19 protein-coding genes, 1 pseudogene and 1 riboswitch are annotated in these 25,528 nt (G+C 48.4%); of the genes and pseudogenes, 14 read left to right on the top strand and 6 right to left on the bottom strand.

The genetic code is table 11. The features are described from left to right. The first annotated feature begins 17 nt into the window (after positions 1-17). Positions 18-1,052, top strand: coding sequence for a GTPase (locus ACQKPA_RS15570; RefSeq protein WP_427493522.1), 1,035 nt, complete (start codon positions 18-20; stop codon positions 1,050-1,052). 106 nt (positions 1,053-1,158) lie between these two features. Here the strand turns inward: ACQKPA_RS15570 and ACQKPA_RS15565 are convergent, their stop codons facing one another. The 3 genes from ACQKPA_RS15565 to ACQKPA_RS15555 all read right to left on the bottom strand — a co-directional run bounded on the left by ACQKPA_RS15565 (position 1,159) and on the right by ACQKPA_RS15555 (position 2,231). Then, entirely contained in the window at positions 1,159-1,452 is a 294-nt protein-coding gene (locus ACQKPA_RS15565) for a hypothetical protein (protein WP_071219362.1), read from the bottom strand. Positions 1,453-1,560: 108 nt separating this feature from the next. Beyond that, positions 1,561-2,004: a HEAT repeat domain-containing protein gene (locus ACQKPA_RS15560; protein WP_427493521.1), complete on the bottom strand. Its 444-nt coding sequence runs from the start codon at positions 2,002-2,004 to the stop codon at positions 1,561-1,563. A 53-nt stretch (positions 2,005-2,057) separates the two neighbouring features. Further along, positions 2,058-2,231 (bottom strand): DUF3934 family protein, encoded by a 174-nt coding sequence (locus ACQKPA_RS15555; protein ID WP_098749563.1) that lies wholly within the window; start codon positions 2,229-2,231, stop codon positions 2,058-2,060. A 265-nt stretch (positions 2,232-2,496) separates the two neighbouring features. Between ACQKPA_RS15555 and ACQKPA_RS15550 the strand changes: the two genes are divergently transcribed. The 4 genes from ACQKPA_RS15550 (at position 2,497) to ACQKPA_RS15535 (ending at position 7,170) form a co-directional block, all read left to right on the top strand. Beyond that, positions 2,497-3,075, top strand: coding sequence for a TetR/AcrR family transcriptional regulator (locus ACQKPA_RS15550; RefSeq protein ID WP_427493520.1), 579 nt, complete (start codon positions 2,497-2,499; stop codon positions 3,073-3,075). A 77-nt stretch (positions 3,076-3,152) separates the two neighbouring features. Next, complete coding sequence (locus tag ACQKPA_RS15545; protein ID WP_427493519.1) at positions 3,153-4,277, top strand: cytochrome P450; 1,125 nt, start codon at positions 3,153-3,155, stop codon at positions 4,275-4,277. 185 nt (positions 4,278-4,462) lie between these two features. Then, a complete protein-coding gene (gene rlmH / locus ACQKPA_RS15540; RefSeq protein WP_427493518.1) occupies positions 4,463-4,942 on the top strand; it encodes a 23S rRNA (pseudouridine(1915)-N(3))-methyltransferase RlmH in 480 nt (159 codons plus the stop codon). Between the two features lie 185 nt (positions 4,943-5,127). Further along, positions 5,128-7,170 (top strand): isopeptide-forming domain-containing fimbrial protein, encoded by a 2,043-nt coding sequence (locus tag ACQKPA_RS15535; RefSeq protein ID WP_427493517.1) that lies wholly within the window; start codon positions 5,128-5,130, stop codon positions 7,168-7,170. A gap of 37 nt (positions 7,171-7,207) precedes the next feature. Here the strand turns inward: ACQKPA_RS15535 and ACQKPA_RS15530 are convergent, their stop codons facing one another. Further along, positions 7,208-7,642: a TetR family transcriptional regulator C-terminal domain-containing protein gene (locus ACQKPA_RS15530; protein ID WP_427493516.1), complete on the bottom strand. Its 435-nt coding sequence runs from the start codon at positions 7,640-7,642 to the stop codon at positions 7,208-7,210. 529 nt (positions 7,643-8,171) lie between these two features. Between ACQKPA_RS15530 and ACQKPA_RS15525 the strand changes: the two genes are divergently transcribed. The 3 genes from ACQKPA_RS15525 (at position 8,172) to ACQKPA_RS15515 (ending at position 17,481) form a co-directional block, all read left to right on the top strand. After that, complete coding sequence (locus ACQKPA_RS15525; protein WP_427493579.1) at positions 8,172-12,620, top strand: S-layer homology domain-containing protein; 4,449 nt, start codon at positions 8,172-8,174, stop codon at positions 12,618-12,620. A 465-nt stretch (positions 12,621-13,085) separates the two neighbouring features. After that, positions 13,086-13,184: riboswitch (cyclic di-GMP riboswitch) on the top strand. Between the two features lie 277 nt (positions 13,185-13,461). Further along, entirely contained in the window at positions 13,462-16,770 is a 3,309-nt protein-coding gene (locus tag ACQKPA_RS15520) for an S-layer homology domain-containing protein (RefSeq protein ID WP_427493515.1), read from the top strand. Between the two features lie 306 nt (positions 16,771-17,076). Beyond that, positions 17,077-17,481: a VOC family protein gene (locus ACQKPA_RS15515; RefSeq protein WP_427493514.1), complete on the top strand. Its 405-nt coding sequence runs from the start codon at positions 17,077-17,079 to the stop codon at positions 17,479-17,481. A gap of 123 nt (positions 17,482-17,604) precedes the next feature. Here ACQKPA_RS15515 and ACQKPA_RS15510 read toward each other — a convergent pair whose 3' ends face one another. After that, complete coding sequence (locus ACQKPA_RS15510) at positions 17,605-18,711, bottom strand: PRK06851 family protein (protein ID WP_427493513.1); 1,107 nt, start codon at positions 18,709-18,711, stop codon at positions 17,605-17,607. A 312-nt stretch (positions 18,712-19,023) separates the two neighbouring features. Here ACQKPA_RS15510 and pnuC point away from each other — a divergent pair, with 312 nt between their 5' ends. From pnuC to ACQKPA_RS15485, 5 genes and pseudogenes are all read left to right on the top strand, one after another. Beyond that, the gene (pnuC, locus tag ACQKPA_RS15505) at positions 19,024-19,701 is read left to right on the top strand and encodes a nicotinamide riboside transporter PnuC (RefSeq protein WP_427493512.1); all 678 of its coding nucleotides are present in this window, start codon (positions 19,024-19,026) and stop codon (positions 19,699-19,701) included. Then, positions 19,698-20,708 (top strand): AAA family ATPase, encoded by a 1,011-nt coding sequence (locus ACQKPA_RS15500; protein WP_427493511.1) that lies wholly within the window; start codon positions 19,698-19,700, stop codon positions 20,706-20,708. Before pnuC ends, ACQKPA_RS15500 begins: the two co-directional genes overlap by 4 nt. 76 nt (positions 20,709-20,784) lie before the next feature. After that, positions 20,785-21,669 (top strand): NUDIX domain-containing protein, encoded by an 885-nt coding sequence (locus ACQKPA_RS15495; RefSeq protein ID WP_427493510.1) that lies wholly within the window; start codon positions 20,785-20,787, stop codon positions 21,667-21,669. A 2-nt stretch (positions 21,670-21,671) separates the two neighbouring features. Then, positions 21,672-22,221: pseudogene (locus tag ACQKPA_RS15490) on the top strand (NADAR family protein). Between the two features lie 218 nt (positions 22,222-22,439). Then, entirely contained in the window at positions 22,440-23,243 is an 804-nt protein-coding gene (locus ACQKPA_RS15485) for a hypothetical protein (RefSeq protein WP_427493509.1), read from the top strand. 157 nt (positions 23,244-23,400) lie between these two features. Here ACQKPA_RS15485 and ACQKPA_RS15480 read toward each other — a convergent pair whose 3' ends face one another. Continuing rightward, positions 23,401-24,585: an ROK family transcriptional regulator gene (locus ACQKPA_RS15480; RefSeq protein ID WP_427493508.1), complete on the bottom strand. Its 1,185-nt coding sequence runs from the start codon at positions 24,583-24,585 to the stop codon at positions 23,401-23,403. Between the two features lie 320 nt (positions 24,586-24,905). Between ACQKPA_RS15480 and ACQKPA_RS15475 the strand changes: the two genes are divergently transcribed. After that, on the top strand, positions 24,906-25,490 hold the full coding sequence (locus tag ACQKPA_RS15475) for a YdcF family protein (RefSeq protein ID WP_427493507.1): 585 nt from the start codon (positions 24,906-24,908) through the stop codon (positions 25,488-25,490). Positions 25,491-25,528 lie beyond the last annotated feature (38 nt).

Genomic DNA, 25,528 nt, shown 5'->3' with positions numbered 1-25,528 from the left:
AATGGAGACGATCAGAAATGGGTGACTACAGAAGATCATGGGAAGACGAGATCAGTCGGGCAGCTGATGAGGCCTATGAGAAGGAAATGGATGAAATCAACCGACAGCTGAAGCAGGAAATTCTCATCGCTCTGATTGGTGATGTGAACACAGGCAAGTCCTCCACCATGAACCGGATCGTGGGCGAAGAGGTCGCTGGCGTCGGGGCAGAGCCTGGAGAAACGACGGAAATTAAACCGCATAAGTACAAGGAACATATTTACTTCATGGATACACCCGGGTTGAATGATGTGAACACCGCGAACTCGGAGATAACCTTGAAATACTATAAACAAGCGGATATCGTTCTATTCTTCCTGAACGCTGCGGGCACGGTCTTCTCCGAGTCGGAGAAGAAGTCCTTTGAGATGATTCAGGCCGTGAACACAAACATCTTGATCGTGCTGAACAAAATTGATGCCGCAGATGAAATCGACCGTCTGGTGGCGCGGATCAGGAAGGAGACCGGAGGGTGCTATGAGGTTGCGCCGGTATCCTCACGGACGGGTGAGAATATCGACCGGCTGCGGAGCAGCATTCTGGAGATCCTTAAAAAAAAGTCTAAAGACATTCTCTTTGCCAAAAGTATCAAGGAGAAGTCGGCGACTGCCAACGGATGGATTATCGGAGCCTCGATCTCTGCAGGAGCGGTAGGCGCATCACCTATACCGGGATCGGATATTATTCCGATTACCGGCATTCAGGTGAGCCTGCTTACCAGGCTTGCGGTGCTGTACAATAGGCCGATCAGCAAGGAGACGGCGAAGGAACTGGTCATTGCCACGATATTTGGGAATATCGGCAAGAGCCTTTTTCGGCAGATCGTGAAAGTCTTCCCTGGAGCGGGATCGGTCGCCGGAGCGACGGTAGCGGGTGCCACCACCCTGGCGCTTGGTTATGCGGTGAAATACGCTTACGAGCACAACATTGAGATCAATACGGCGAATATTACGAAACTCTACAAGAAGTTCAGGGATAAGGCGGGGACGGAATCGGAATCCAAGTCCGAGTAAGTATGGAGAATCATGTCATATGCCCGCACGGATGGCGAATGGAATAGAAAAAGGGGCCTTGGGGCCCCTTTTCATAGCTGCGAGATAGCAGCGACATTATCATGATTTACTTAATGGCAGCCGCGTAATCGGCTTTTGCTTGCTCCAGCATTGATTTCCAATCCGGGAAATCGGTTTCTCTTGAAACATGACGGTCAAACAGTTCATCCGGAATGTTATCGATATCTTCGTGCGTTTCCACTTGGAAGTTACCTTTTACGACAAAATCCCCAAAACTGCTGTGGGATGAATGTTTACGCATAAACGATTCATTGAACAGCTTTTCCAGAGAGATGTTATCCGGATCCTCCTGTACCGATTTTTGGCCTTGTAATTCCTTCAACAGATCATCAAACGACATGGGCTTTTGCTTTCTCAGAGTACCACTCCTATAACTAATATTTGTGTTCAGTATAACATAACCGGATTTCTCATATACATGACAGCATCCGGAAAGCTTGGCACGCTGTTATCGTCTTAATAACGAAGACCAGGTTTGTTCCAGCCAGTGATCAAAGTCAGCGCCTTTGTCACCTTCGTACGTATCGTAGATGTCGACCCTCATTTTTTTTAATTTCTCTTTGAAGTCTTCATACGTGTGGTCACGGGGAAGGCTTTTTTTGATGCGCAGCAGCACCTTCGAAACGTCCTTCATCAGCTCGCCTTTGGGTCTTTCCGGCATCTGCACGTTCTCCCCAAAGGCCAGGAGTTTACGATAGGCTGCCTCTCGCACCTGATAAACCGCATCCGTATTCAGTCTATGCAGCAAGATATCAATGGATTTCTGATTTTTCCAATTCCCGAGCGCTTCCACCGCGTCTAACCGTTCTCTCCAATTGGCGTTCCGGTTGGCGGAGCTTTTGAGCTCCTCATAATTCTCGGGCATATCCGTTATCAATTCTTGATTGTCCAATCCGTTCATCTCCTTCAATATGATGTATCAGGTCGATCTGTACCATATGTTCATTATGGGGTACCTTTATGATTCTCGGCTTCCGATGTACCGTCTGCCTGCTTGGCCCCTTTACTGGTATAAGGTTTGGGTTTACTCTTCGCTCTTCTCGCACTTGCATCCCAACGGCTCCAGCCCTTCTTGCCCGTGCCTCTGCCTGTTCCGCCCTTGCCCTTGGATTTACTCAATCAATCACTCCGTTACGGTATATTCTTGTCCCTATATGCTGATTGTTTACCAGCACTGTTGAAATATACACTGTATTGGGCCATATGTATAGGATACCACGGAAATCAGCATAAGAATCGAAATATATGGGCAAAAATTCCGGTATTGATATAGGCATGTCTTTCGGTTGACTAATTTTTCCCAGCGTGGTATCTTATTTTTGAACTGACCAGTCAGAATAAGAACGGTGAACTGAAATATAGATGTGAAAGGGCCGATCCAATTGTGAGCAAAGATAAAATTATCCAAGCAGCCATTGAAGTATTCTCCGAGAACGGATATCACCGCGCAAGCATGGACGAGATTGCCGCCCGCGCACAGGTAGCCAAGGGGACGCTGTACTATAACTTCCCGGGTAAATCCCAGCTCTTCAAAACGGTGGTGAAGCAGGGCTTCGAAGATATCATGCAGCGGACGGAGGCGGATCTGAATTCCTCCCTGCCAATGAAGGAGAAGATTGAGCGCACGATTCGCCATCATCTGGATCTGTTTCTCGAATCCCGCCATTTCTCGCACATCGTATTTAATGAGATTTCGAACGGCATCGAGCAGGATGTCCTGGATGAGCTAAAGGAGCTGAAACGGAAGTATTTAAGCTTCCTGGCCAGCATCATCGAGGAGGGACAGTGTGAAGAGAATCTGTGTCGAGCCGTTGATCCCAATCTGGCCGCTGCCAGCATCGTGGGTACGCTGGAGAGCACCTGTAATTATTACCTGAATCATCAGGATACGTATTCGCGTGAGGATCTGGAGCGGTTCGCCTTCACGATGATTACTCAAGGCCTGTTTATATCGCTTGATTAAGCAGGGCCTTCTTTTTTTACATGCATATAACTGACCAGTCAGTTCAAATTTTGCGATAGAAAGCGAAGGTGTTAAGCATGGAATGGAATAAGAACGGTTTACTCCCGCTGGAATGGTTCCGCCAGATGAGAACGGAATCACCGGTGACGACGATGGATGGCCATGGAGCCTGGAATGTCTTTAAATACGAGGATGTCAAAGCCGTCTTCACGAACTACGAAGTGTTCTCTTCCCAAGGGGGCTCTTCTTCCGATGATCCGATTGAATCCAGTGTTCTTCGGCAGGACCCGCCGAAACACCGTCAGCTGCGTAAGCTGGTATCCCATGCTTTTACGCCTCGCATGATTGAATCGCTTGCCCCCAAGATCCAGGAGATTACGACATCCCTGCTGGACGAAGCGGAGAAGAAGGGGAAGATGGATATCGTGGCCGATCTCGCAAGTCCGCTGCCGATCACGGTAATCGCGGAAATGCTCGGTGTATCGATGGAAGATCGGGAACGATTCAAGGCCTGGTCGGACGCGTTGGTGGGTGACAATGGGGAGGCTTATTATCAGTGCCAGCGCGATATGAGCGAATACTTCTCGGAGATTGCCGAGAACCGGCGTCGCCATCCGCAGGAGGATCTGATCACGAAGCTGGTGGAGGCGCGTATCGACAATGAACACCTAACCGAACTGGAGATTATCGGGTTCTGTATTCTCCTTCTCGTAGCGGGTAATGAAACAACAACCAATCTGATCTCATCGGCGGTGCTTGCCTTCGACAGTCTGCCTGAGGTCCGGGCAGAGGTGCTTGGAGACTCAGCGCTGCTTCCAGGGGCAATCGAGGAAGTCTTCCGTTACTTCTCGCCTGTTCAAGTAATGTTCCGCAGCGTGAAGCAGGACACGGTGCTGCGGGGGCAGGAGCTGAAGCTAGGGCAGTACGTTTATATCTGGATGGCCTCGGCCAACCATGACGAGGATGTGTTCGATCAGCCGGATGTATTCAACATCCACCGCAACCCGAACCCGCACCTGGGCCTGGGAAGCGGCATCCATTACTGCATGGGCTCCCAGCTGGCCCGTATGGAGTCCCGGATTGCCCTTCAGACCTTGCTGGACCGTTATCCCCAATTTCGTCGTGATCGCTCCGTAGAACTGGCACGGATGGATAGCACGATTATGTTTGCGCTGAGAGAGCTGCCGATCATTTTAAAATAGATACGAAGAGAAGAGTTGCTCTAGGGAGAGCGGCTTTTTTTGATATGTTTGAGCTAATGGAACTCACATGAGGATGAAGGCTCTCTCAGAAGGTGGGATGGGTATCGGGTATGTCCTTTAATTGGTGGCGGTACAATGTTAGAATGAACGACATAACAGCAGAGTTTAAGGAGCGAAAATACGCCATGAATATACAGATCGTATGCGTAGGCAAGTTGAAGGAGAAGTACCTGGTGCAGGGCATTGCCGAATACAGTAAGCGTCTTGCGCCTTACGTGCGCATGTCCGTGCACGAGGTGCCGGATGAGAAAGCGCCAGAGAACATGAGCGAAGCGGAAATGCGCCAAGTGCAGGAGAAGGAGGGCGTGGGCATTCTCAGCCATATCAAGCCCGACACTCATGTCATCGCCCTTGCGATCGGCGGCCAGCTGTGGTCCAGCGAGGACCTGGCGGCCCATATGGACAAGCTGGGCACGTACGGGACCAGCAATGTGTCCTTTATCATCGGCGGCTCCAACGGCCTCTCTGAGGACGTGCTGAAGCGCGCCCAGACGAAACTTAGCTTCGGGCGGATGACCCTGCCGCACCAGCTGATGCGGCTGGTGCTGGTGGAGCAGATTTACCGGGCGGTGAAGATTAATCGGGGGGAACCGTATCATAAGTGACGGCGATAAATTGGGTTGTGTGGGGAGTTGAGAGTGTTGGTGATCGTGTGATATAAAGGAATGTCAGAGCCTCTGTTACCTTGAGTTTCAGGGGCTTTTAGTTCTTTCTGACAAGGGAATTTCCAAGGAGTTAATGGATCAAATTCCTGACGGTTCTTCTGATGATCTGGTATGGAAATTGAAAGGTGATTTTTCCTGAATTTGATTCCAGTAAAATAGTAAGCATTGAGGAGAAAGCGGCTGGAAACACGGACGCAGCGCACCCTGAAGTAGGCGATACACTGCTGTATACGATTAAAGCTCGAAACACAATTGCAGACAGCACGGTGAAAAATCTCATGGTTTCGGATTCGGTTCCTTCAGAACTGGAATATGTACCGGGCAGTCTCACCGTGGACGGCGTTTCTGTTACGGATGCTGAAGGGGACGATAGTGGTCATTATGCATCAAGCCAAGTTGTCGGCGAGTTCGGTGACGTCTCGGATATGGATTGCCATACGGTTCAATTTAAAGCGGTCGTACAATCTGGACAAGCGAGTAAGGAAATTATCAATATCGCCACTGTAAATGGCGACAATGTCGCTACACCGGACAGGCCGCGAGCAGAAGTGGAAATATATCCACGGAATCCGCATGTCGAATCGGAGAAATTTGCAGCAAATACGAATGTAACCAAGGCCACGTATGAAGTCGGGGATACCATCTCTTATACGATTCGTGTGAGAGGTGTGGTTAACGATACTTATTTGGAGAATCTGACGATAACGGATACTCTGCCGGCAGGGCTGGAATACGTTCCGAGCACCTTAAAGGTGGACGGTGTATCTGTCACGGATGCGGATGACAATGACGCTGGTTATTCGGTTACAGGGCAAGTATATGGTTCATTTGGCAATGTGAAGGATATGAACTGGCATACGCTGGAGTTCCAGGCTGTGATTCAAGCGGGAGAAGGCGGTCAGACGATCCAAAATACTGCGTTAGTGAAAGGTGACAATATTGACCAGCCAGGCACACCAACGGAAAAAGTTATTGTTGAGCCAGAACCACCTGTGGAGCCGCCTGTCGTTGAATCCGGGAAATTGGCAAATGATCTGAACGGAGGCAGCATCGAAGTCGGGGATACGATTGAGTATACGATCCGTGCCCGCAACACGGTTTCTGGCAGCCAAGTAACCAACCTGGTGATTTCGGATGAACTGCCGCAAGAGCTTGAATACGTAACAGGGACATTGAAAGTGGACGGCGTCTCTGTAACGGATAGCGCTGACAGCGACAGAGGCGAATACGTAAACGGTAAAGTTAAAGGAAGCTTTGGAACCGTGACGGACACTGCTTGGCATACGCTGGAGTTCCAGGCGAAGGTTGTCAATGGTAAGCATGGCGACATCATTAAGAATGTTGGCGTAGTTAACGGAGATAACCTGAATGTTCCAAATCGTCCGAGTGAAGAGGTCACGATCAATGAACCGAATCCTGTCGGTCCGGCTCCTGCCTTGGAATCCGGGAAAGAAGTTAAGGATCTTAATGGTGGTACGATTCAAGTCGGGGACGTGATCGAATACACGATCCGGACACGCAACACCGCACCTGCGACTTCGGTAACGAACCTTGTGATTGCGGACGAACTGCTGAACGAGCTGAAATATGTGGCAGGCAGCTTGAAAGTGGACGGCGTCTCCGTAACGGATGCCCCAGACAGCGATAAAGGCTCCTATGCTGACGGTAAGGTTAACGGACAGTTCGGCAACATTACGGATACCGCATGGCATACCATCGTGTTCCGTGCCAAACTGATAGCAGGGCAAGACGGGCAGACGATCCGCAACGTAGGTGAAGTAACCGGGGATAATCTGATCGATCCAGATCATCCATATGAAGATATCATCATTGGTGGCCGAAGCGGAAGTAATCCAGGTATCCCAGGAGATACGAATGATGGATCTACCGATAAGCCGAATCCGGGATTTGGGGATTCCGATTCTGAATCCCCAGACTCCAGCCAATCCGGAGGATCCAATGGTTCGGATGACACGGATGTGGCCGGTGACTCGGAAGCACCTGGGCAATCCGGTAATTCGAATGACTCGGCGAACGTAGAGTCCGGATACAGTAAAGGCACAGGTAACAAGTTGCCGGATACAGCTACAAATATGTACAACTATTTAATGGCTGGATGCATCATTTTCTTTGCAGGACTGTTCCTGTTAAAGAGAAAAAAAACATAAATATATAGGTGAAAAGGGCAACCCCTCAAGGTAAGCTTTAGGAGGCAGTTGTTACTAAAATAGTACGAAGGGACCGGAGGAATCCGGTCCTTTTCGTTTTATATATGGAATGAATTTTTAGGCGCGGCAGGTTAAAACTCTCGGTAGGGAGGGTTATAAGTAAATTATCATTAAAAGGCATGGAGCTAATTATCAACTTTTTCGCCGATAGACCCGTTAAGCTGAGCCGTATCATAAGTGACGGCAAGTTTTTTCGGGAAAAGTCTACATGCTCTCCATTCGTAGCTTGCGAGCATAGCTCCTGAAGATGGCGGGTGACGATCTGCTCAACGGTCTCCGGTGTGTAGAGCTCCGGGCGGAGCAATGCAAGGATTGTCAAGCCTTCGACAATCGCGGCCAATCTTAATGTTTCGAGTTGTCTGCCACCGAATAACGATGGAGTTCCTCTCCGAAAAAGAAACTGTACAGGCACTTTCGTCCAGCATTCACCAAGCTTTTCATATCAATCGTCGCGGTGTTGAACCGTAACGTAGGTAAGGACAAGTTTTTGTTCTAAACAACCGTACTATAAAAAACGGCGAAATTATGGAAGTTGACTGGAACCGGGCGGGTACTATGTCAGTATTCCCATTACATCGTTCAAGGCTCGGCTAGCTCTTGCTTTGTTTTCTTCAATCTCTCTCTTCATTTGAAATCTGAGCCCTCAAAATTCAATAAATTAATGCATAAGGGCCTTGCTTCTGCCGAATATGATAAAAACCTCCGTCTATTTCTAATTAAGAAAATAAGTCCAGGGTTTTATAAACAATAGGTGATGAATAGCCGATAATTATTGTGCAGGTCAAACTATACTCCATTTGTTACCATGCAAATGGTTTCTTTATTTCTGATTTGCATACTACATCATCCTAAATTAGGGGGTTGTATTAAGACTAATCATTATTTCATTATTCGATACTAGTTTAGAAGAATGGAAAGGTGTGTGATAGTTTGTGAAGATCATGAGAAGACACAAGAGCAAGATGGTTCGCGGATTGTCAACGGCACTCTCGGCCCTGATGGTTACAAGCACGCTTTCATTGCCGGGCATCATTCAACCTCAGGAAGCCTACGCTGCGGAAGAGGTTACCGTTACGGAGGATGTTTACCCCGGCGGCGTAAGCGAAGGGCTCATTTCATGGGTCAATATCGAAGATAGCATGAACTTGGCAGCGAATAATATAAGCATTACATCATTAACCGACCTCGTTGACCTAGATCCTGATGTTGAAAATGATAATGTGTGGACAATTACCAATCCCAATACACTGGTAAAGGGCGCCATTAACTTTAACAGCGGGATTTTGATCAATAGCACCAAAGGCTATTATATTAGAACTCCATTCCAAACGACGGATACGGCTCGTGAAGTTTTCTCCATTCAGGGGCCATACGAAGGAACGATGAGCAATTTTCCGTGGCATTTTGGGGGACAAGGTAGCGGCGATACTTTCACTTCAGGCTCGATCGTAACCTCGTTTGGCAATGCGGTATCGGATGTCTTATCAGTTAATAATGCAAGCGGACAATATGAATTAGGGACGGCCGATATATTTAATGTTCGGCGTACACAAAATTCCTTTGGCATGTATTTAAATGAAAAGATGTTGTCAGAGAAAACGCCGACCAGTAATGCTCCAAGCTTTAACAAAGCTTCGGCTTCCGGCGGCTATTACTTCGGAGCGGGGCATAACCGTCGTTTTACCGGCCTAATGACGGAAACCATACTTTATGATCGGGAATTACAAACCTACGAGAGAGATAAGGTTAATAGCTACCTGGCACTTAAGTACGGGATCACGTTAACTCACGATTATGTAGCAAGCGACTGGAACGGAACTGACGGTACGGTGTTCTGGAGCTCGACCAATCATGCGGATTACAGTAACCGTATTACGGGAATCGGCCGCGACGACTTTGGAGCGCAAAACCAAAAACAATCCAAATCGCAAGCCAAAGGCGCGAATGTAACGATTGCGATTGGAAATACGATTTATTCGGACAATACGGATAATATCGCAGAAATGGTGGACAACTCCTATTTTGTGTTCGGAGATAACGGTATGGATGACACGGCGGATTACGCCGATACGTCTATCATCAAGGACGGTATTTATGTGAAAGTGATGGATCGTGCCTACCAAGTGGAAAAAACGAATTGGAATGATCAGTATATCACGCTTCAAATCGACGATGCCGAAGGAATAAAAGCAAGCCATATAATCATTAGCAATGATGAAACGTTTGATGCTAACGATTCCTTCTATCCTGTAATCGGCGGTAAGGTTACTTTAGACAGTGCAAGCCTGGAGGACGGCTCCTTCTTTACGTTTGCGGCTGCTTATCCGGAACTGGATAATGCGCAGTTGCAGTTAGCGGAAGCAACGGATGGCCATACGCTGAATCTGACCTTCGATCGCGATGTCACGTTGGAAGATTTGACGGGCTTCACGATCATGATCGGGGACGCAACGTATGGAGATCTTACCGGCATTGCTTATACTGTTGACGGGTCGACCATTTCGATTACGTTAACGGAATCGCAGTTAGCGTCCGGCGGTCAAATCTCCGTGGGTTATGACGGCAGCGGCAGTCTGAAAGACGGCGAAACCGGTATTCCTGTAGAGCTGTTTAATGACGTTGTGATCACGAATAAGTTTATTTTGGATAAAACAGTTAATGAGGCTTTACTCATTACCGACCAGGATTACACGGAAGCTTCTTGGCTAGCCCTGCAAACTAAAATCGGGGAAGCGGAAGCTCTTATAAACAGCACGGAGGCAACGCAAGCCCAAGTGGATGCGGCTATAGACGCATTGCAGGCAGCTATTGACGGTCTCGAAAAGAATCCGCCGATAGCGGAAGCCGGAGGCTTCATCGAAGGCTCGAATACGATTGCGATTGATTTCGATAAAGCGGTTAAGTTTAATCTTGGTGCCGGAGAAGCGGCAACGGACGGATTTACGGTAACGGTTAACGGAATTGCAGTAACCGTTCAAGATGTCGCAGTAGACTCGAACGATCCGACGAAGGTCATCATAACGCTGCCCGAGGGAACCGCGCTGTCAGGCGACGACGAGGTACATGCGAATTATGACGGCGGCATCGGACATCTGATCGGCGCTGAAGAAGAAGGAACGGCTGTCGGCGATTTCAGCCTGAACGCTGAAGATCCGTTTGCCGCTGCTCTGCGGATCACCGAACCAAGCGAAGACACCGTATATATCCGCAACCCGGAAATTAAAGGGGAAGTGGAGGCGGGTTCTGAAGTTACCGTTGTCATTAAAGATGCGGGCGGACAAGCGGTTCTAGGTGCGGGCGGCATCGCCACGGTAGACGAGAATGGCAACTGGTCGTTTACGCCAAGCGTAGATTTGACCGACGGCAGCTATACGGTAGAAGTCACGGGGGTCAAAGGCAGCCTGACGGCTGCAGAGACCAAATCGTTGACGGTGGCCGCTTCGGCCCCAACGTTGACCATAGAGGAACCAAGCGGCACGGTTGTGACCGAATCCAAACCTGAATTTAGCGGAACGGCAAGCCCGGGCTCGAGCATTACGGTCGCGATCAAGGATAAAGACGGCAATATCGTGGATACTCCGACGGTAACGGTTCTGGAAGACGGTACGTGGAGCTTTACGCCGGATAACGAGCTGGCTGACGGCGATTACACGTTTGAAATTACGGCCGTGAAAAACGGCAAGTCCGTTACCGAATATAAGTCCGTGACGATAGCTGCATCGAATGCGGCCGTGCTGGATGATTTACAGCTTTATGATGCGGAACATGGACCGATCACCCTGACACCGGCGTTTACCGGAGGCACCTACGATTACACCGTTACTACCGTAACGTATGCCGTATATACCACGCCAATCTTGAATAATATCGCCGGTCAGGATCCGAACGCCAAAATCGAGATTTCGCTCAACGGCGGCTCCTGGATGGAAACGGACAATGGAACGGTGAGCGAAGGCTTGCCATTGAACGAAGGCGCCAATACGATCGTCGTAAAAGTTACCGCGAACGGCCGGGAAACGTTATACAAAATCACAGTTAACCGAATCAGCAGCGGCGGAGATAACGATAACGACGATGACGATGACAACAAAGGCAGCGGCGGTGGAGGAAGCACGACTTCACCTACGACTTCTTCCGAGCTCGACGTCACATTGAACGGCAATGACAATGTCTTTGCAACGGGTACGGCTTCTACTTCGGGCGGCCGGACGATAACGGCGGTTAAGGTGGATCAGGACAAGCTGGCCGATGCCATCTCGGAAGGCACAGGTCAGAGCTTGGCGATTCATTCGCCGAAGGAAGGCGATATGACGGTGGAAGGCTTGACGGCGGACGCTCTGCAGCAGCTGAGCGATAAGGGTGCCAACCTGGAAATCGGCAACCTGCTGGCGATTTATCCGGTTCCTGCAGCTAATATGGACCTCTCTTCCGTAGCAGGTCAATTGGGGAATGCAGAGCTTAGCGATATTGCCGTAAGCATCGACATCAAGCGTTCTTCGGAAGACCTGATTGCTTCGGCGAAAAGCCTTGCAGCAGCAGAAGGCTACGAGCTGCTGGTGGACCCGGTCGATCTGGATCTGACGTTTAGCCATGAAGGCGAGACGGTAAGAATCGGTCAGCTGAGCGGATATGCGCCAAAATACATCGCAATTCCGGAAGGCGTAGATCCGAACCGGATTACGACAGGCGTTATCGTTAACCCGGACGGCACCGTATTCCATGTACCGACGGTCGTAACAAAGATCGATAATCGGTACTTTGCACTCATCAATGATCTTCGCAGCAGCGGCTCCTATTCGGTCATCTGGAATCCGAAGGATTTCGACGATGTACAGTATCATTGGGGCAAAGAGGATGTCAACAATATTGCTGCAAGACTGAGTCTGAAGGGGAACGGAGATAACACGTTCTCGCCGAAGCGCCATGTGACACGCTCTGAATTTGCTGAAATTATCGTGTTGGGCCTAGGCTTGATGCGTCAGGACGCACCGCAAAACATCTTTCCAGATGTGCCAGCTTCGGCATGGTATCGTAATGCCGTAGCCCTTGCGGATGAAATTGGTATCGTTCGTGGTTATGATGACGGCAACTTCAAAGGCAGTCAGCAAATCACGAGAGAGCAAGGTTTTGCTATGATTGCCCGCGCGTACCGCTTGATTCAATCCGAAGATGTGCCAAATCAGGAGCAGATCGCTTCTACACTGGCACCTTATGCGGATGGGACAAACGTAGCGGGTTGGGCACAAGGCGATGTTGCTCAGCTGGTCAATGCGGGAATTATCCAAGGCAATGGCCCTAAACTCCTTAGTCCAAAAGCAGAAATGACACGTGCTGAAGTAACTGCACTGATTGCTAGAATGCTGAAAGTGACTAATCTGATTGATAAATAATGAAGTAACTAAGAACAACCATTGATGGCATGGAAGTCATCAATGGTTGTTTTTCATTTATTTTTAATCATGCATAGTTGGACCTTTTTCAGTATCCCTCTGGATGGCGATATTCGCCGATAGACCCGATAAGCTGAACCGTATCACAAGTAACGGCGAAGACATCAAAATTTTGGGTTAACAGCATTCACCAGCTCCATTAGGGTTGGTGATTTTTTATTTGCATTAATTAGCGAAGATGCCTTTTGTTTGGCGTCCCCATGGTGTGTGCCCGAGGGATTTGAAAGGTTATTACTACGATGCCTCCAGTAGTATTTATTTTGGTGCTGCTGATAAAGTCATAAATTTCCCGATTCGACAAATGGATACAAAATACTACAAAGATGAGTCTTTAGAGCCTAACTTATAAACCTTTTATAATATACTTTTAGTTTAATATTTAAATTTTTCAAATATATCAAACTCGTACGATAATGGCAAACCCATTGAAAGATGGGGACGCAAAGCTAAAGGGGCTAACGGATTTGCTGAACATGCAAATGCTACTGCCAGCCAGCTGCCGAATACGACGGAAGAGCCTCCGTCTATTAGCGTATGCCCGCTTTTGGATGGAGGTTTTTTTGTAATCTTAAAAAGAGGAGGGCTGTTTTTACCGTGAGGGTGTCCGTCTGTTTTGAATGGCGAGACGTCCGCATAACAAATTGGATTTGATAGTTATCGGCGATTACAATGCCAAGATGCGCTGTATTTGGACATGGTGGAATGGCAGAATCGCAGATCAATTTGCTTCGAGGTAGCTCAACAGAAAGAATTTGCTTTTGTCAGGAGGAAAGAAAAAAAGATGAAAATAAGAAATCAAAGAAGGTTATCTCTTCTAATGACAATCGTTATGGTATTGACGATGTTACCTTTTTACCCGTTAGAAGCAAGAGCAGCAACCACGCCAACACTTAATCTTGGTAATCCTGTTAGTGTAACCGAAGCAACCTATCAACTGCCCAATGCCACATTTGATAGCACAGGCGCCATTAAAGATGCGGGCGGATACTTTACTGTGACTGTAAATAGCGGCTCCATTGCCGTTGGGACGGCTGCAAGCGGAATTACCGAGTTGACTGAGGGTATCAAAATTAGTGGCATTGTTACTGACAAGTCTACACCTACCAATAGAGTGTTCAATTTTTCAAGTAATACGACGTACGAAGACATTCAAGCTGTTATTCGAAATATGAAGTTTACACAAGATCCTGGGAAAACGCAGAGTGTCACTGTAAACGTAGTACCAGGAGCGCCATTGACCGATGGAAAAACCTCGGTACGGACCTACGATGGACGCTATTTTGTATATGTCGCCAGACAGAGCACCATGACATTTAAAGATGCTGTAACGACTGCAGCGAGTAATAACGGACATCTTGTAGAGCCAACAGCAGATAATCCTGGGGAAATGTTTGCGATTGCCAATATGTTTGAGGAGTTTAAGAGCCCCTTTGGAGCTAGTAGTTGGAACTTTTTAAGTTTTATTGGCGCTACGAAGACTGAAGCACCTAACTGGGACACTGAAACTTCTACCGTGAGCAAATATGTATCAAACGGTCTGCCAACAAATCTGGAGACCTCAAAAGAATTTGTACCCAATGGACAATTAACCCACCTCACACTTCTGCTAGACACCACGAATCATAAAATTGGTTACTTGGCCGTAAATAATACACACGGAGGCTCCAGCGCATATAAAGACCCGGGAGTTATTGTTGAATATAATTCCGGTGTCATTAGTGACTTCATCACGGCCACACAAGATATCGAACTTCCAGTGATGGGCGGCAGTGTAACGATCGACGGAACAGCCGAGGTAGGCGAGACATTGACCGCGAACGTAACCGGGATCACATATACCCCGAATACGACAGACAATGTGCCGACCATCCAGTGGTACCGTAATGGCGTTGCTATACCGAATGCAACCGGCATAAGTTATACGCTAACGGCTGACGATGTTGGGACGGCCATTACCGTAAAGGTCACCGCCGATGGTATACATGCGTCAGGCAGCGTGACGAGCGAAGCCGTGGCTATGACAGATAAAACGCAACTGCAAGCTATGGTCGATAAGATAGCGGGTGAGAACTTGCAGCCGGCGGATTATACTCCGTCAAGTTGGCAGTCACTGCAGGATGCATTGACAGAGGCTGATCGCGTTCTGCAAGATCCGGATGCCACGCAGGTGGAGATCGACCAGGCGAATGAGAACTTGACGAATGCCTACGAAAATCTCGTAACCATTGACGCTGTTCTGGACAAGCTTGACCTTCGAGTTGCCAATTCGACTAATCACGAGGAGATTGAACTATCTCCGCCATTTAACGGCAATAAGTATCTAAATTACAAGGCTTCCGTAACGGAGGATGTTTACAGCGTTGCTGCTGCCATTGAACTGGTGAATCCCGACAGCAAGGCCAAATTGAGCTTTAACGGCAGCGAAGTTTCCGATCCTTCCGATTGGAATGACCTGCAGCTTCAAGTAGGCCTGAATGTCATTCAAGTTGAAGTGACGATCGGAAACAGAACGAACATCTATACCGTTGAGATTGTAAAAACCGATAAAACGGCACTTCAATCGAAAGTAGACAAGATCGGAACACTAAATTCGACCGACTATACTCAAGAGAGCTGGGACAAGCTTCAAGAGGCTTTGAAAGAAGCTAACAACGTACTGAATGATCCGAAAGCAACCCAAGAAGAAGTGAATAAAGCCCTTGAAGCATTAGAGAAAGCCCAAGAAGGACTGGTCCCAGCGAAGACTCCTGGAAACAATGGCGGCGGAGAAACAACGTCACCGGGTACCGGTTCAGGGACTAATTCTGGAACGGTTTCGACTCCAAACACGAATTCTTCCGGCGTTACCACTACGGTAAACGGTAAAGATTCTACGTTCGCCACCGGAAGCACCAAGACGGAAGGCGATGGAAACCATACGACGGTTCAAGTCGATTCGGGCAAGCTGTCAAATATTCTGGCTCAGGGCGATGGACAAAAACTTGCCATTCGCGTTCCTGTCGGTGGAGACACCAAGGTACAGGGCTTGACGGCAGCTGATATTAAGAAGCTGGCCGACACCGCCTCGACGCTGGAAATCGAAGATTTGCTGGCGATCTACCCAGTTCCCGGCAAGCAGTTGGATCTGGACGCGATCGCAAAGCAGTGGGACGCAAAGCTTGAGGATATTGCAGTAAGCATCAACATCAAACGCTCCCCTCAAGATTTGGCGGACAGTGCCCGCAAGCAGGCGGCAGCCAAAGGTTACGAGCTGCTGGTTCATCCAGTGGACCTTGACATGACCTTCACGCATGGCGACAAAACGGTTCGTTCCGGGCAGTTGAACGGATATGCGCCGAAATACATCGCGCTTCCGGAAGGCATTGATCCGAACCGCATCACGACAGGCGTAATCATCAATCCGGACGGCAGCGCATTCCATGTCCCGACGGTCGTAACGCAGATCAATAACCGGTACTTCGCACTCATCAATGATCTGCGCAGCAGCGGTACCTATTCGGTCATCTGGAATCCACAGGATTTCGATGATGTGCAGTATCATTGGGGCAGAGCGGACGTAAACAATATTGCCGCAAGACTCGATCTTGAAGGAACCGGCAACAACACGTTCTCGCCGAACAAGAATGTAACGCGAGCTGAATTCGCCGAAATCGTGGTTCTCGGTCTCGGGTTAATGCGCCAAGACGCAATGCAAAATATCTTCCCGGACGTACCGGCTTCCGCATGGTATCGGAATGCCGTTGCGCTTGCTGATGAATATGATATCGTTCGCGGTTATGCGGACGGCAGCTTTAAAGGCGGTCAGCAAATAACGAGAGAGCAAGGATTTGTGATGATTGCCCGCGCGCACCGTATGATCGATGCGAAAGCTGCACTTAGCGAAGGGCAGGCGGCATCTGTACTGTCCCGATACAAAGATGCGGCTGACGTAGCAGCTTGGGCAAGAGCGGATGTTGCGCAATTGATCACTGCGGGAATTATTCAAGGCAACGGGCCTGAGATTCTAAGTCCGAAAAAGCAAATGACCCGTGTCGAAGTAACCGCACTGATCGCAAGAATGCTGAAAGAGAAGAACCTGATCGACAAGTAATGAATCACACGAACAACCATTGATGGCGGGAGTCGTCAATGGTTGTTTTTTCATATATATTCGCAATTGTAAACCGGTATATATTTTTCGCCGATAGCCCCGTTAAGTGTTGGAACCCGAAACATTCCAAAATCGGATTCGTGAGAAAGCCCAAAAAATTCTAAAACGCTACTGACATAACGTTGTCAGTAGCGCTTTTTTATAATTGGACATGTAAATGTAAAGGAGATAGATAAGTAAAAAGTATGTTTTACAACGGCTGTGGGACACAGCTAAACCTATTATTATTAGGAAGGATGATATCTTGTGAATTTCGCTTCTGTACGCATCATTACTAACGACGTGGATCGTCTCGTCGATTTCTATGAGAAAGTCATGGGGGTTTCGGCGGAGCGACCCGCGCCCGTATTTGCCGAACTCGTTGTGCCATCATGCACCCTTGCAATCGGCCACTCTCAGACGGCGCAGCTATTCGGCGCCGGTTCCGTAGTGGAGGCCAATAATCGCACTGTCATTATTGAGTTCCGCGTCGACGATGTCGAAGCCGAATATGTACGCTTGAAGCCATTTGTCGATCATTGGGTAATGGAACCGACCACGATGCCGTGGGGGAACCGTTCTATGCTGTTCCGCGATCCCGATGGCAACCTTCTTAACCTCTTCGAGCCGGTGACCGAGGATGCGATTAAACGGTTCAAAGGTAGACATTGACGGGCAGTAAGGCTTGGAGAAGGCCATAGAAGAAGTGGAAGCAGATTCAATCTCAAACGGAGCTCAGCTTGCATTAGACTGCTGGGCCCCGCCTGAAATATAACGCCTTTGGGTGGTGTCTTATTATGAAGGCTGAATAGAGCTGATCAGCTCATTCAATTCGGACTGTAATTGCAGATGGAGTTTCTCTACGATTGAAAAATCGGTGGCCGCAACATAGTAGGCCTTAATCTGAGAATCGATGGCTTCGGCTTCCGCCAGATGGGAGGTGGCCTCTTTCATTTTTGCCGAATAGCGTGCTTTGATACCGGCTATTTCGTCAGCATGGGCTTCATCGGTTCCAGGAGCTATAGTCCGTGTATACATATCTAGGATCTCATCCCCGTCCCGATCGGGAAAGTATTCATGCGGAGCGGTACTGTCGAAGATCGCTGTTCGAAGCTCCGGGAATATCAGCATATCCAGACTGTTCGGATCAAAGCCGCAATGAAACACTTGAACGTCGATTCCTTTCTGTTCGGCAGCGGAGGCAAGCTTTTTCAGCAGCGTCGATTTGCCGGATCCCGCCCTTCCTTTAATGAAAATCCGTCTTTCCAGCTGAGCGGTTAAGCTTTGAATAAAATCGAATGCCCCCCTCGGAGTAGCAGCTCCGAAAAATAAGTGACGTGAAGCGGTTGACGTATCGCTTTGATGACCGGCGTATAATTCTTGAATCAATTCCAGCGCAATCTGGTCGGCCTTCGCGAAATCCATATTTTCGATATAATATTTTTCCCACTCGTCATGAATCCGTAGTGCATTTGCGAATGTTTCATACACAGTTGAATAGGCATTCTCAAGCTTGCCTCTAAGATCTTCTATCGTGATGAAGTCTCCCTGTGAAATAAGGCTGTTATCGAACGCTTCCCCAAAATCGATAAAGACGATGTCATCAGCCCTGCTATCCGAAAACCCCTTACAGACTCGCCCGTCGACAATACCAACCTTCAATTCCGTAAAAATGATGCCATCCAGTTCGTCGGGACGGAGAGGGGAGTGGAAGCATTGCACATGGAAGCCTTTATCCAGCAGGCTATCCGCCAAGCTTTGCATGACCGTCGATTTCCCCGTACCTTGGGGCCCCGTAAGGACAAAGATCTTGTTCAGCCCGCCAAATGCGGATTCATACAAGAAATGAGCCCCGCGCGCAGTGTTGCCTTGGGCAAAATAGTGAGATGATGTTAGTACCAACCTAAACCCTCCTTAGTGCCTATTCCGATTCGCAAAGTAGACAGAATAAGCATGATTGGGATAAGTGCCTATTCATTTGTATATTCCGCGTTGTAACAAGTGGTGCTCGTCCTCTCCCATGATTTTCGCTATTTGTTGAAGGGACTACAGAAGGTAAAAGATCAAGCCTGCGATAAATTGGGAGATTTCACTTGCCCTGCGCAGGTTTTTCTGTTATTTTTGATAGTAACAAAATGTTATTAACAAGGTGATACTAAGTGTGTGGGGTATTTTCGTTCTATAAATCAGTGGAGAAAGCAGAGGGGATGTACTGTGAAGAAGGTTGCGAGTGGCTGGAACCTGTTCGAGATAGCGTGGTTGGTGCTGTTTACCTCGATCGCTGTCGGCTTTACGGTGATTTCCAAGGACTCTTTATTCGGTTTTACCGTTTTTATTACTGGAGTGTTATGCGTGGTACTTGCCGCGAAGGGCAACCTGATGAGCTATGTTTTCGGCATGTACAATACGATCGGTTACGCTTATCTGGCCTATATTAACGGGTTGTTTGGAGAGGTTATGCTGAATCTGCTATTCTTCGTTCCGATGAACGTCATTGGCTTCTACATGTGGAAAAATAACCGCCAAGACGGCAAGCTGATCATGCGCCAAATGGAGCTTAGAGGTCTGCTTCTCGTTGGCGCAGTCTGTGTATTAGGCTGTTTGCTGCTGGGATTTGGGCTTTCGTTCATCCCGGGACAGAACTCGCCTTACATCGATGCTACTACGACGGTGCTGTCCGTCGTGGCCACCTTTTTAATGGTCCGTAGATTCAAGGAGCAATGGCTGGTCTATATTGTCCTGAATTTGTTTACGGTGCTGCTGTGGGCGATTCGATTGCTGGAGGGCAGCAGCGAAGGCATGCTGATGATCGTCATGTGGAGCGCGTATTTGGTCAATGCGGTATACGGCTATTACAATTGGAACAAAGGGGTCAAGGAGGTGGCGGCATGAAAACGCTCGGATTAACGCTGGGGAAATTTGCCCCGCTGCATAAAGGGCATCAGTTCATGATCGAAACGGCGCTGCGGGAGGTCGATGAGTTAATCGTGGTCATTTACGAGACGACGGTCACGCCGATCCCGCTTCATATTCGGGCGAATTGGATTCGACGACTATACCCGGCAGTCCGGGTCATCGAAGCTTGGGACGGACCGGATGGGTATTCGGATGACAGGGAGCATGAGATTCGGGAAGAACAGTATATCCTCCGTTTACTGAACGGGGAGCAAGTAACGCATTTTTATTCGAGCGAGTTTTACGGCAGGCATATGAGTCTTGCTTTGGGCTCGGTCGACCGGCGGGTCGATGAAGTTCGCGAGCGGGTTCCGATCTCTGCAACGATGATCCGTTCCGACCCATATAAGTACAGGGAATTCATAAGTGATATCGTGTACCGGGATTTGATCACGAAGGTGGTATTTGTTGGGGCGATGTCGACGGGGAAGTCGACCATCACCGAAGCGCTGGCACGGCGGCATAACACGACCTACGCGAGCGAATACGGACGCGATTATTGGGCTGAGCATCAGGTGGACCGCAGAATCGGCCTGGAAGCGTTCGATGAAATCGCTGTGGGTCATATCGAGCGCGAAGAGCAGGCTTTGCTTGCGGCGAACCGATTTCTGTTCGTTGATACCAATGCGATTACGACATATATGTTCGCCCAGGATTACCACGGCCAGGCCCCGGAGCTATTGACCAGGATTGCTCTGGAGAATGCACAGCGGTACGATCTGTTCTTCTTGTGCGACGACGATATTCCTTACGACGATACGTGGGATCGAAGCGGGGATCAGAAGCGGCATGTTTTTCATAAACAGATCATTGCGGATTTGAAGGATCGGCGGATTCCCTATATTACGCTGCGAGGGAGCCTGGAGGAACGCATGCGCAAGGTAGACGAGGTGCTGGCGAAGTTCGAGCCCTATCGAAACTACTTCGGGGAGTTGAACGGTTAGAATTAGATGCAGGCAGGGAGTAAAATGAACCCATAACGAAAGCTCATTAGAATCAAAAAACAAGGAGGCGCCCCCATTGGATATGTTGGATCGGGACGGACTTACGGAACGCGAATTTTTGGAGCAGTACCGGGCAGGAGATTACGAGCGGCCATCGGTGGCAGCCGATATGGTGATCTTCACGGTTACGGATGAGGAGGCCGACAGTTATCGGAAATTACCCGAAAAAGAGCTCCGCATCCTGCTCATTCGCCGGGGAGGTCACCCCTTCCTGGGTAAATGGGCGCTGCCTGGCGGCTTTGTCCAGCCGAGCGAGACGACTGAGCAGGCCGCGGCAAGGGAACTGCGCGAGGAAACCGGCGTGGACGACGTTTATTTGGAGCAGTTGTATACGTTCAGTGATATCGGGCGCGACCCCCGAACCTGGGTGATGAGCTGCAGCTACATGGCTCTGATCAACAGCGACAAGTTGGAGCTTAAGGCGGGAGAGGATGCGGCCGACGCCGCCTGGTTCCAGGTCTCCTATCGGCTGCTGCGGGAGCAGAAAGAGCTGATGGAGGACGGATACGTCAAGACGCTGGAGTATGAACTCAAGCTAAGCGGTGAAGAGGAGCTTTCGGCGATCGTGGCGAGGACGTTGACCGTGAAGACGACATCGACTAGCACGGATTATAAGATCGTATCGAATAACGGGTTGGCCTTCGACCATGCGAAGATTATAGCATGCGCTATCGAGCGGCTGCGTGGAAAAGTGAATTATACCGATATTGCGCTGCACTTAATGCCAAAGCTTTTTACCTTGACGGAACTGCAGCAGGTTTATGAGGTCATTATGGATAAAGAGCTATTGAAGGCGGCCTTCCGGCGCAAAGTGGCCGATCTCGTGGCAGAGACCGATCATTACACCGAAAATGCGGGACATAGGCCATCCCGCTTGTATCGGAGGAAATTGGAGGAATAACGATGATTTACAATCTCGATGAGCTAAGAAAAAGCTTATAACGAAGGGGAAACGTTCAAGTTTGTATTCTTTTGGGGCCATACGCCTAAGGACGGGAGCATCGACAAAAGCTGCTTCAGCCAGTGGTGGATGTGCCCGCTCACGGTAGAGGGGACGGAGTATTCCTGTGCCGAGCAGTTTATGATGGCCGAGAAGGCAAGGCTGTTCGGCGACCACGAAATGCTGGAGTCGATCCTTACGGCTAAGCATCCGAAGGAGATGAAGGCTTATGGGCGCGCGGTCCAAAATTTTGACCAGGATACTTGGGAGAAGAAATGCTACGGCATCGTCAAAAGAGCCAGCTTGGCCAAGTTTTCGCAGAATCCGGAGCTTGGCGATTATCTCAAGTCGACGAAGAACCGCATCCTCGTCGAAGCCAGCCCGCAGGACCGCATTTGGGGGATCGGCATGGGCCAGTCCAATCCAGATGCGGAGAATCCCGTGAAATGGCGGGGCCGAAACCTGCTGGGGTTCGCGCTGACCGAAGCGCGGGACGAGATGCTGCAGAGATAGTTTTTTTCGTAGCGTGACAGCTCCTCTTCTCATTTTTCGCCGATAGACCCGCTAAGCTGAACCATATCATAAGTAACGGCAAGTTTTTCGATTGACAGCAACAAGTATACGTGATAATTTCACGGTAGGATAATAAAGGCAATGCAACCTTCGGGTTCAACCTCGCTGAGAAGTGGGTTGGACCCTTTTTGCATTTCAAAACCAGAGGAGGATTCGTAATGTTGAGAACAGAATCGCTGTTACAGCGGCTGGGCGAGATCGGCAAGTCGCTCGAACGCAAGGGGGGAGCTCTTTTATTATTAGGAGTTGGTTCCGTTGGGGTCGAGACAGAACGGTTGGATGAATATTCGGATTTAGATTTCTTTGTCATTGTAAAGCCCGGAGAGAAAAACAGATATATAGACCGGTTGGATTGGCTCGAGGACGTACACCCTCTTGCCTATTCGTTTAAGAATTCAGATGTTGGCTACAAAGTACTGTTCGAGGACGGTATTTTCGGGGAATATGCTGTATTCGAGGAATGGGAGCTGGCGAACGCCACCTATACGGAAGGCCGGGTCATTTGGAAGGACCCTATGTATGCCAATACGGCAATCGCCAAACCTTCCAACCCGGTCCCCAGCCTAAAAGTGGATTCTTTGGACTTTCCTTTGAATGAAGCCTTAACCAATCTATACGTGGGGCTCGGTCGCTATGCTAGGGGGGAGCGTCTATCCGCGACGAGGTTTGTTCAAGGATACGCAGTGGACAGGATTCTATCCGTGCTCCATCTGCTGGAGCAAGAGGTGGACTATTTTCCCGACCCATTCGGCAATGAGAGGCGGTTAGAGAGGAGATACCCCCGTTTTGCGGAAATCATAGGAGACATGATACAGGGATACGACCATGTTCCCGAATCGGCACTTCACATTTTAAATTTCATAGAAGAAGTGTATCCAGTCAATCGAAGGTTAAGTGATGAGATACGGCGATTGGCTTATCTAACTTGCCGAGTTGATGCGAAAACGGATTCGACGCACTAGCGCACAATAGCGTCTACTAAGGGGTAATACCAGCGTACTTTCGATATGGGCGTAGTATATGAATAAAAAAGAAAGAACTCTCCGAGTCTGGAGAGTTCTGTTTATTGCGTACGATCGACTTATCCATTTTAGGAATGACATCAAAAAACGGGGTCAATTAAAGAGATAAAGTATCCAGCGGTATTTCAAATGCGCGTTTTATAACTAACCCGGCAGCAAGCTTTGTTTCATCCGGTTTGTTATGAAGGTAGATCAATTGTACGTTATTAACTGTCACAGGCAGCTGGTGCATCACCCTGGCTCTAATCTCGTTGAACATTTCGGGACTGATGGTATGAATGACTCGGCCCGTTATAAGCAGACTGTCCGGATTTAAAAATGTAATGATATTGGTAACGGCGATCGCGATGCCATCGACAATTTTTTCGTATAAGCTAAGGAACTTAGGATCTCCTGTTCTTATGCCTTCTGCGAACTCCTCTAGCGTGCATTTGATGGAAACACTAAGTCCGCTGCTGGAAGCCAGCGTTGTTAAGCATCCGGATCTGCCGCAATGGCATGGATAGGCATCTTCTCCATAGAAGCCTTTATAATGCCCGAATTCGCCTGCAACAAAGCTTGATCCTGCTATAATTTGTTTATCATGGACGATCGCGCCGCCTGTACCATAATCAAACTTGATTGTGATATTGTTATTGGAATCCTTCAAGCAGCCGTTCATATTCTCGTTGACAGAGAGAAGATTGACATCGTTCTCGATATACACGGGGATGCTATATTGGTCTTCAAGCAACTGCTTGAGCGGCAGGCGATGAACGCCTATGCCGGGTGTCCGCAGAACGATGCCATGCTGAGAATCTACCAGGCCCTGCATACTGATTCCGATCCCTTTAACTTTGGAGGTGTTGGGCACCTGGGTGAGCAGCTCATCGATAACTTCATGCAACAGCTGCATCAGCACATCTATAGAACCATATTTGTTGCTCGTGCGTTCTGCGGATGCGACAGCTTCTTGACGCAGGTTGAACACTTTTCCGCGAATGTATTTGCCGGCGAGCTCAAGCCCGATGGCATAAAAGTGGCCGCTGTTGATATGAAGGCCGACTCTTTTCCTTCCGCTGCCTGCCTCCAAGTCGATAAGCTCCCCTGTCACGATTATTTTTTCCTTCAACAGCCGATTCACGATATTGGTTACCGTTTGTCTGCTTAGTCCAGTCTTTTCCGCAAGCTCTACGCGAGAGATCGGCCCCTCTGAATAAATGAGAAAAAGAACCTTCTGCTGATTAATTGATTTTAATAACATATGGCTGGTTTGTTTAACCGAATCACTCACAATATGCATCCTCTTTCCAACAACATTTTATCTAATATAGATTCAAAACATTTGACAAATTAGGAACATACTTTGCTTCAAGTGTAGCATTAATACGAGGCGAATAAAAGTTGCAAGTTCGTTTAATTCAACGATCATATGGTTTAAATATTCATAAAAACGACGATAGTTGCCGGTATTATGCAGAACGATACAATCCATACGAAAAGTTTTAATCCAAAAATACTTAAAAAACGCAAGGGATTGTATTGACATTGCAATAAAAAAAGATATTATATTTGTAAACTGATTTGATTAAATACAAAAAATGACGCCTAGAGGAGTAAGTAATGGTATGGATCGGATGGATAATTGCAGTAGCAGCGATGACGGTGCTGGCTTACATATGCTGGCTGCATGCAGTTATATTAAAGCCTGGTAAGGCAGATGCGCTTATCGTACTTGGCTATGTATCTAAAGACGGCCGAATACACCCTTTGCTTAAGGAAAGACTGGATGAGGCTTACAAACGATTTCAGCAGTATGGGCATAAATACATCATTGTATCGGGTGGAGCAGTTGGTTCACGTCGCTCGGAGGCAGAGTTGATGAAGAAGTATCTGGTTGATAAGGGCGTTCCGGCGAAAAGAGTATTAAAAGAAGACAAGTCACACAACACCGTTCAGAATTTAATCTTTAGCAAGCAATTGATGGAGCAGTACCAGCTAAAATCTTTTATGATCATAACCAATTTATTTCATGTCCGCCGCTCGAAGTATATTATGCATCGTCTTGGCATGAATGGCGGTTTCAGCGCTAATCGAAGCCTTAGAAGCATTGTGGGATATCAGCTGAAATTAACATTTTTAGAAATTCGGGCGTTTCGATTAACTCTCCCCATTATCAGGCGAGAGATCAATGATCAAAACAATTGACAAAATGGTTGACAACTGGCCAATAAGTGATTAGAATG

The sequence above is a fragment of the Paenibacillus sp. NPDC093718 genome (assembly GCF_050279985.1).
In the GTDB taxonomy this organism is placed as follows: domain Bacteria; phylum Bacillota; class Bacilli; order Paenibacillales; family Paenibacillaceae; genus Paenibacillus_AQ.
This window is presented reverse-complemented; position numbering and strand designations above follow the sequence as displayed.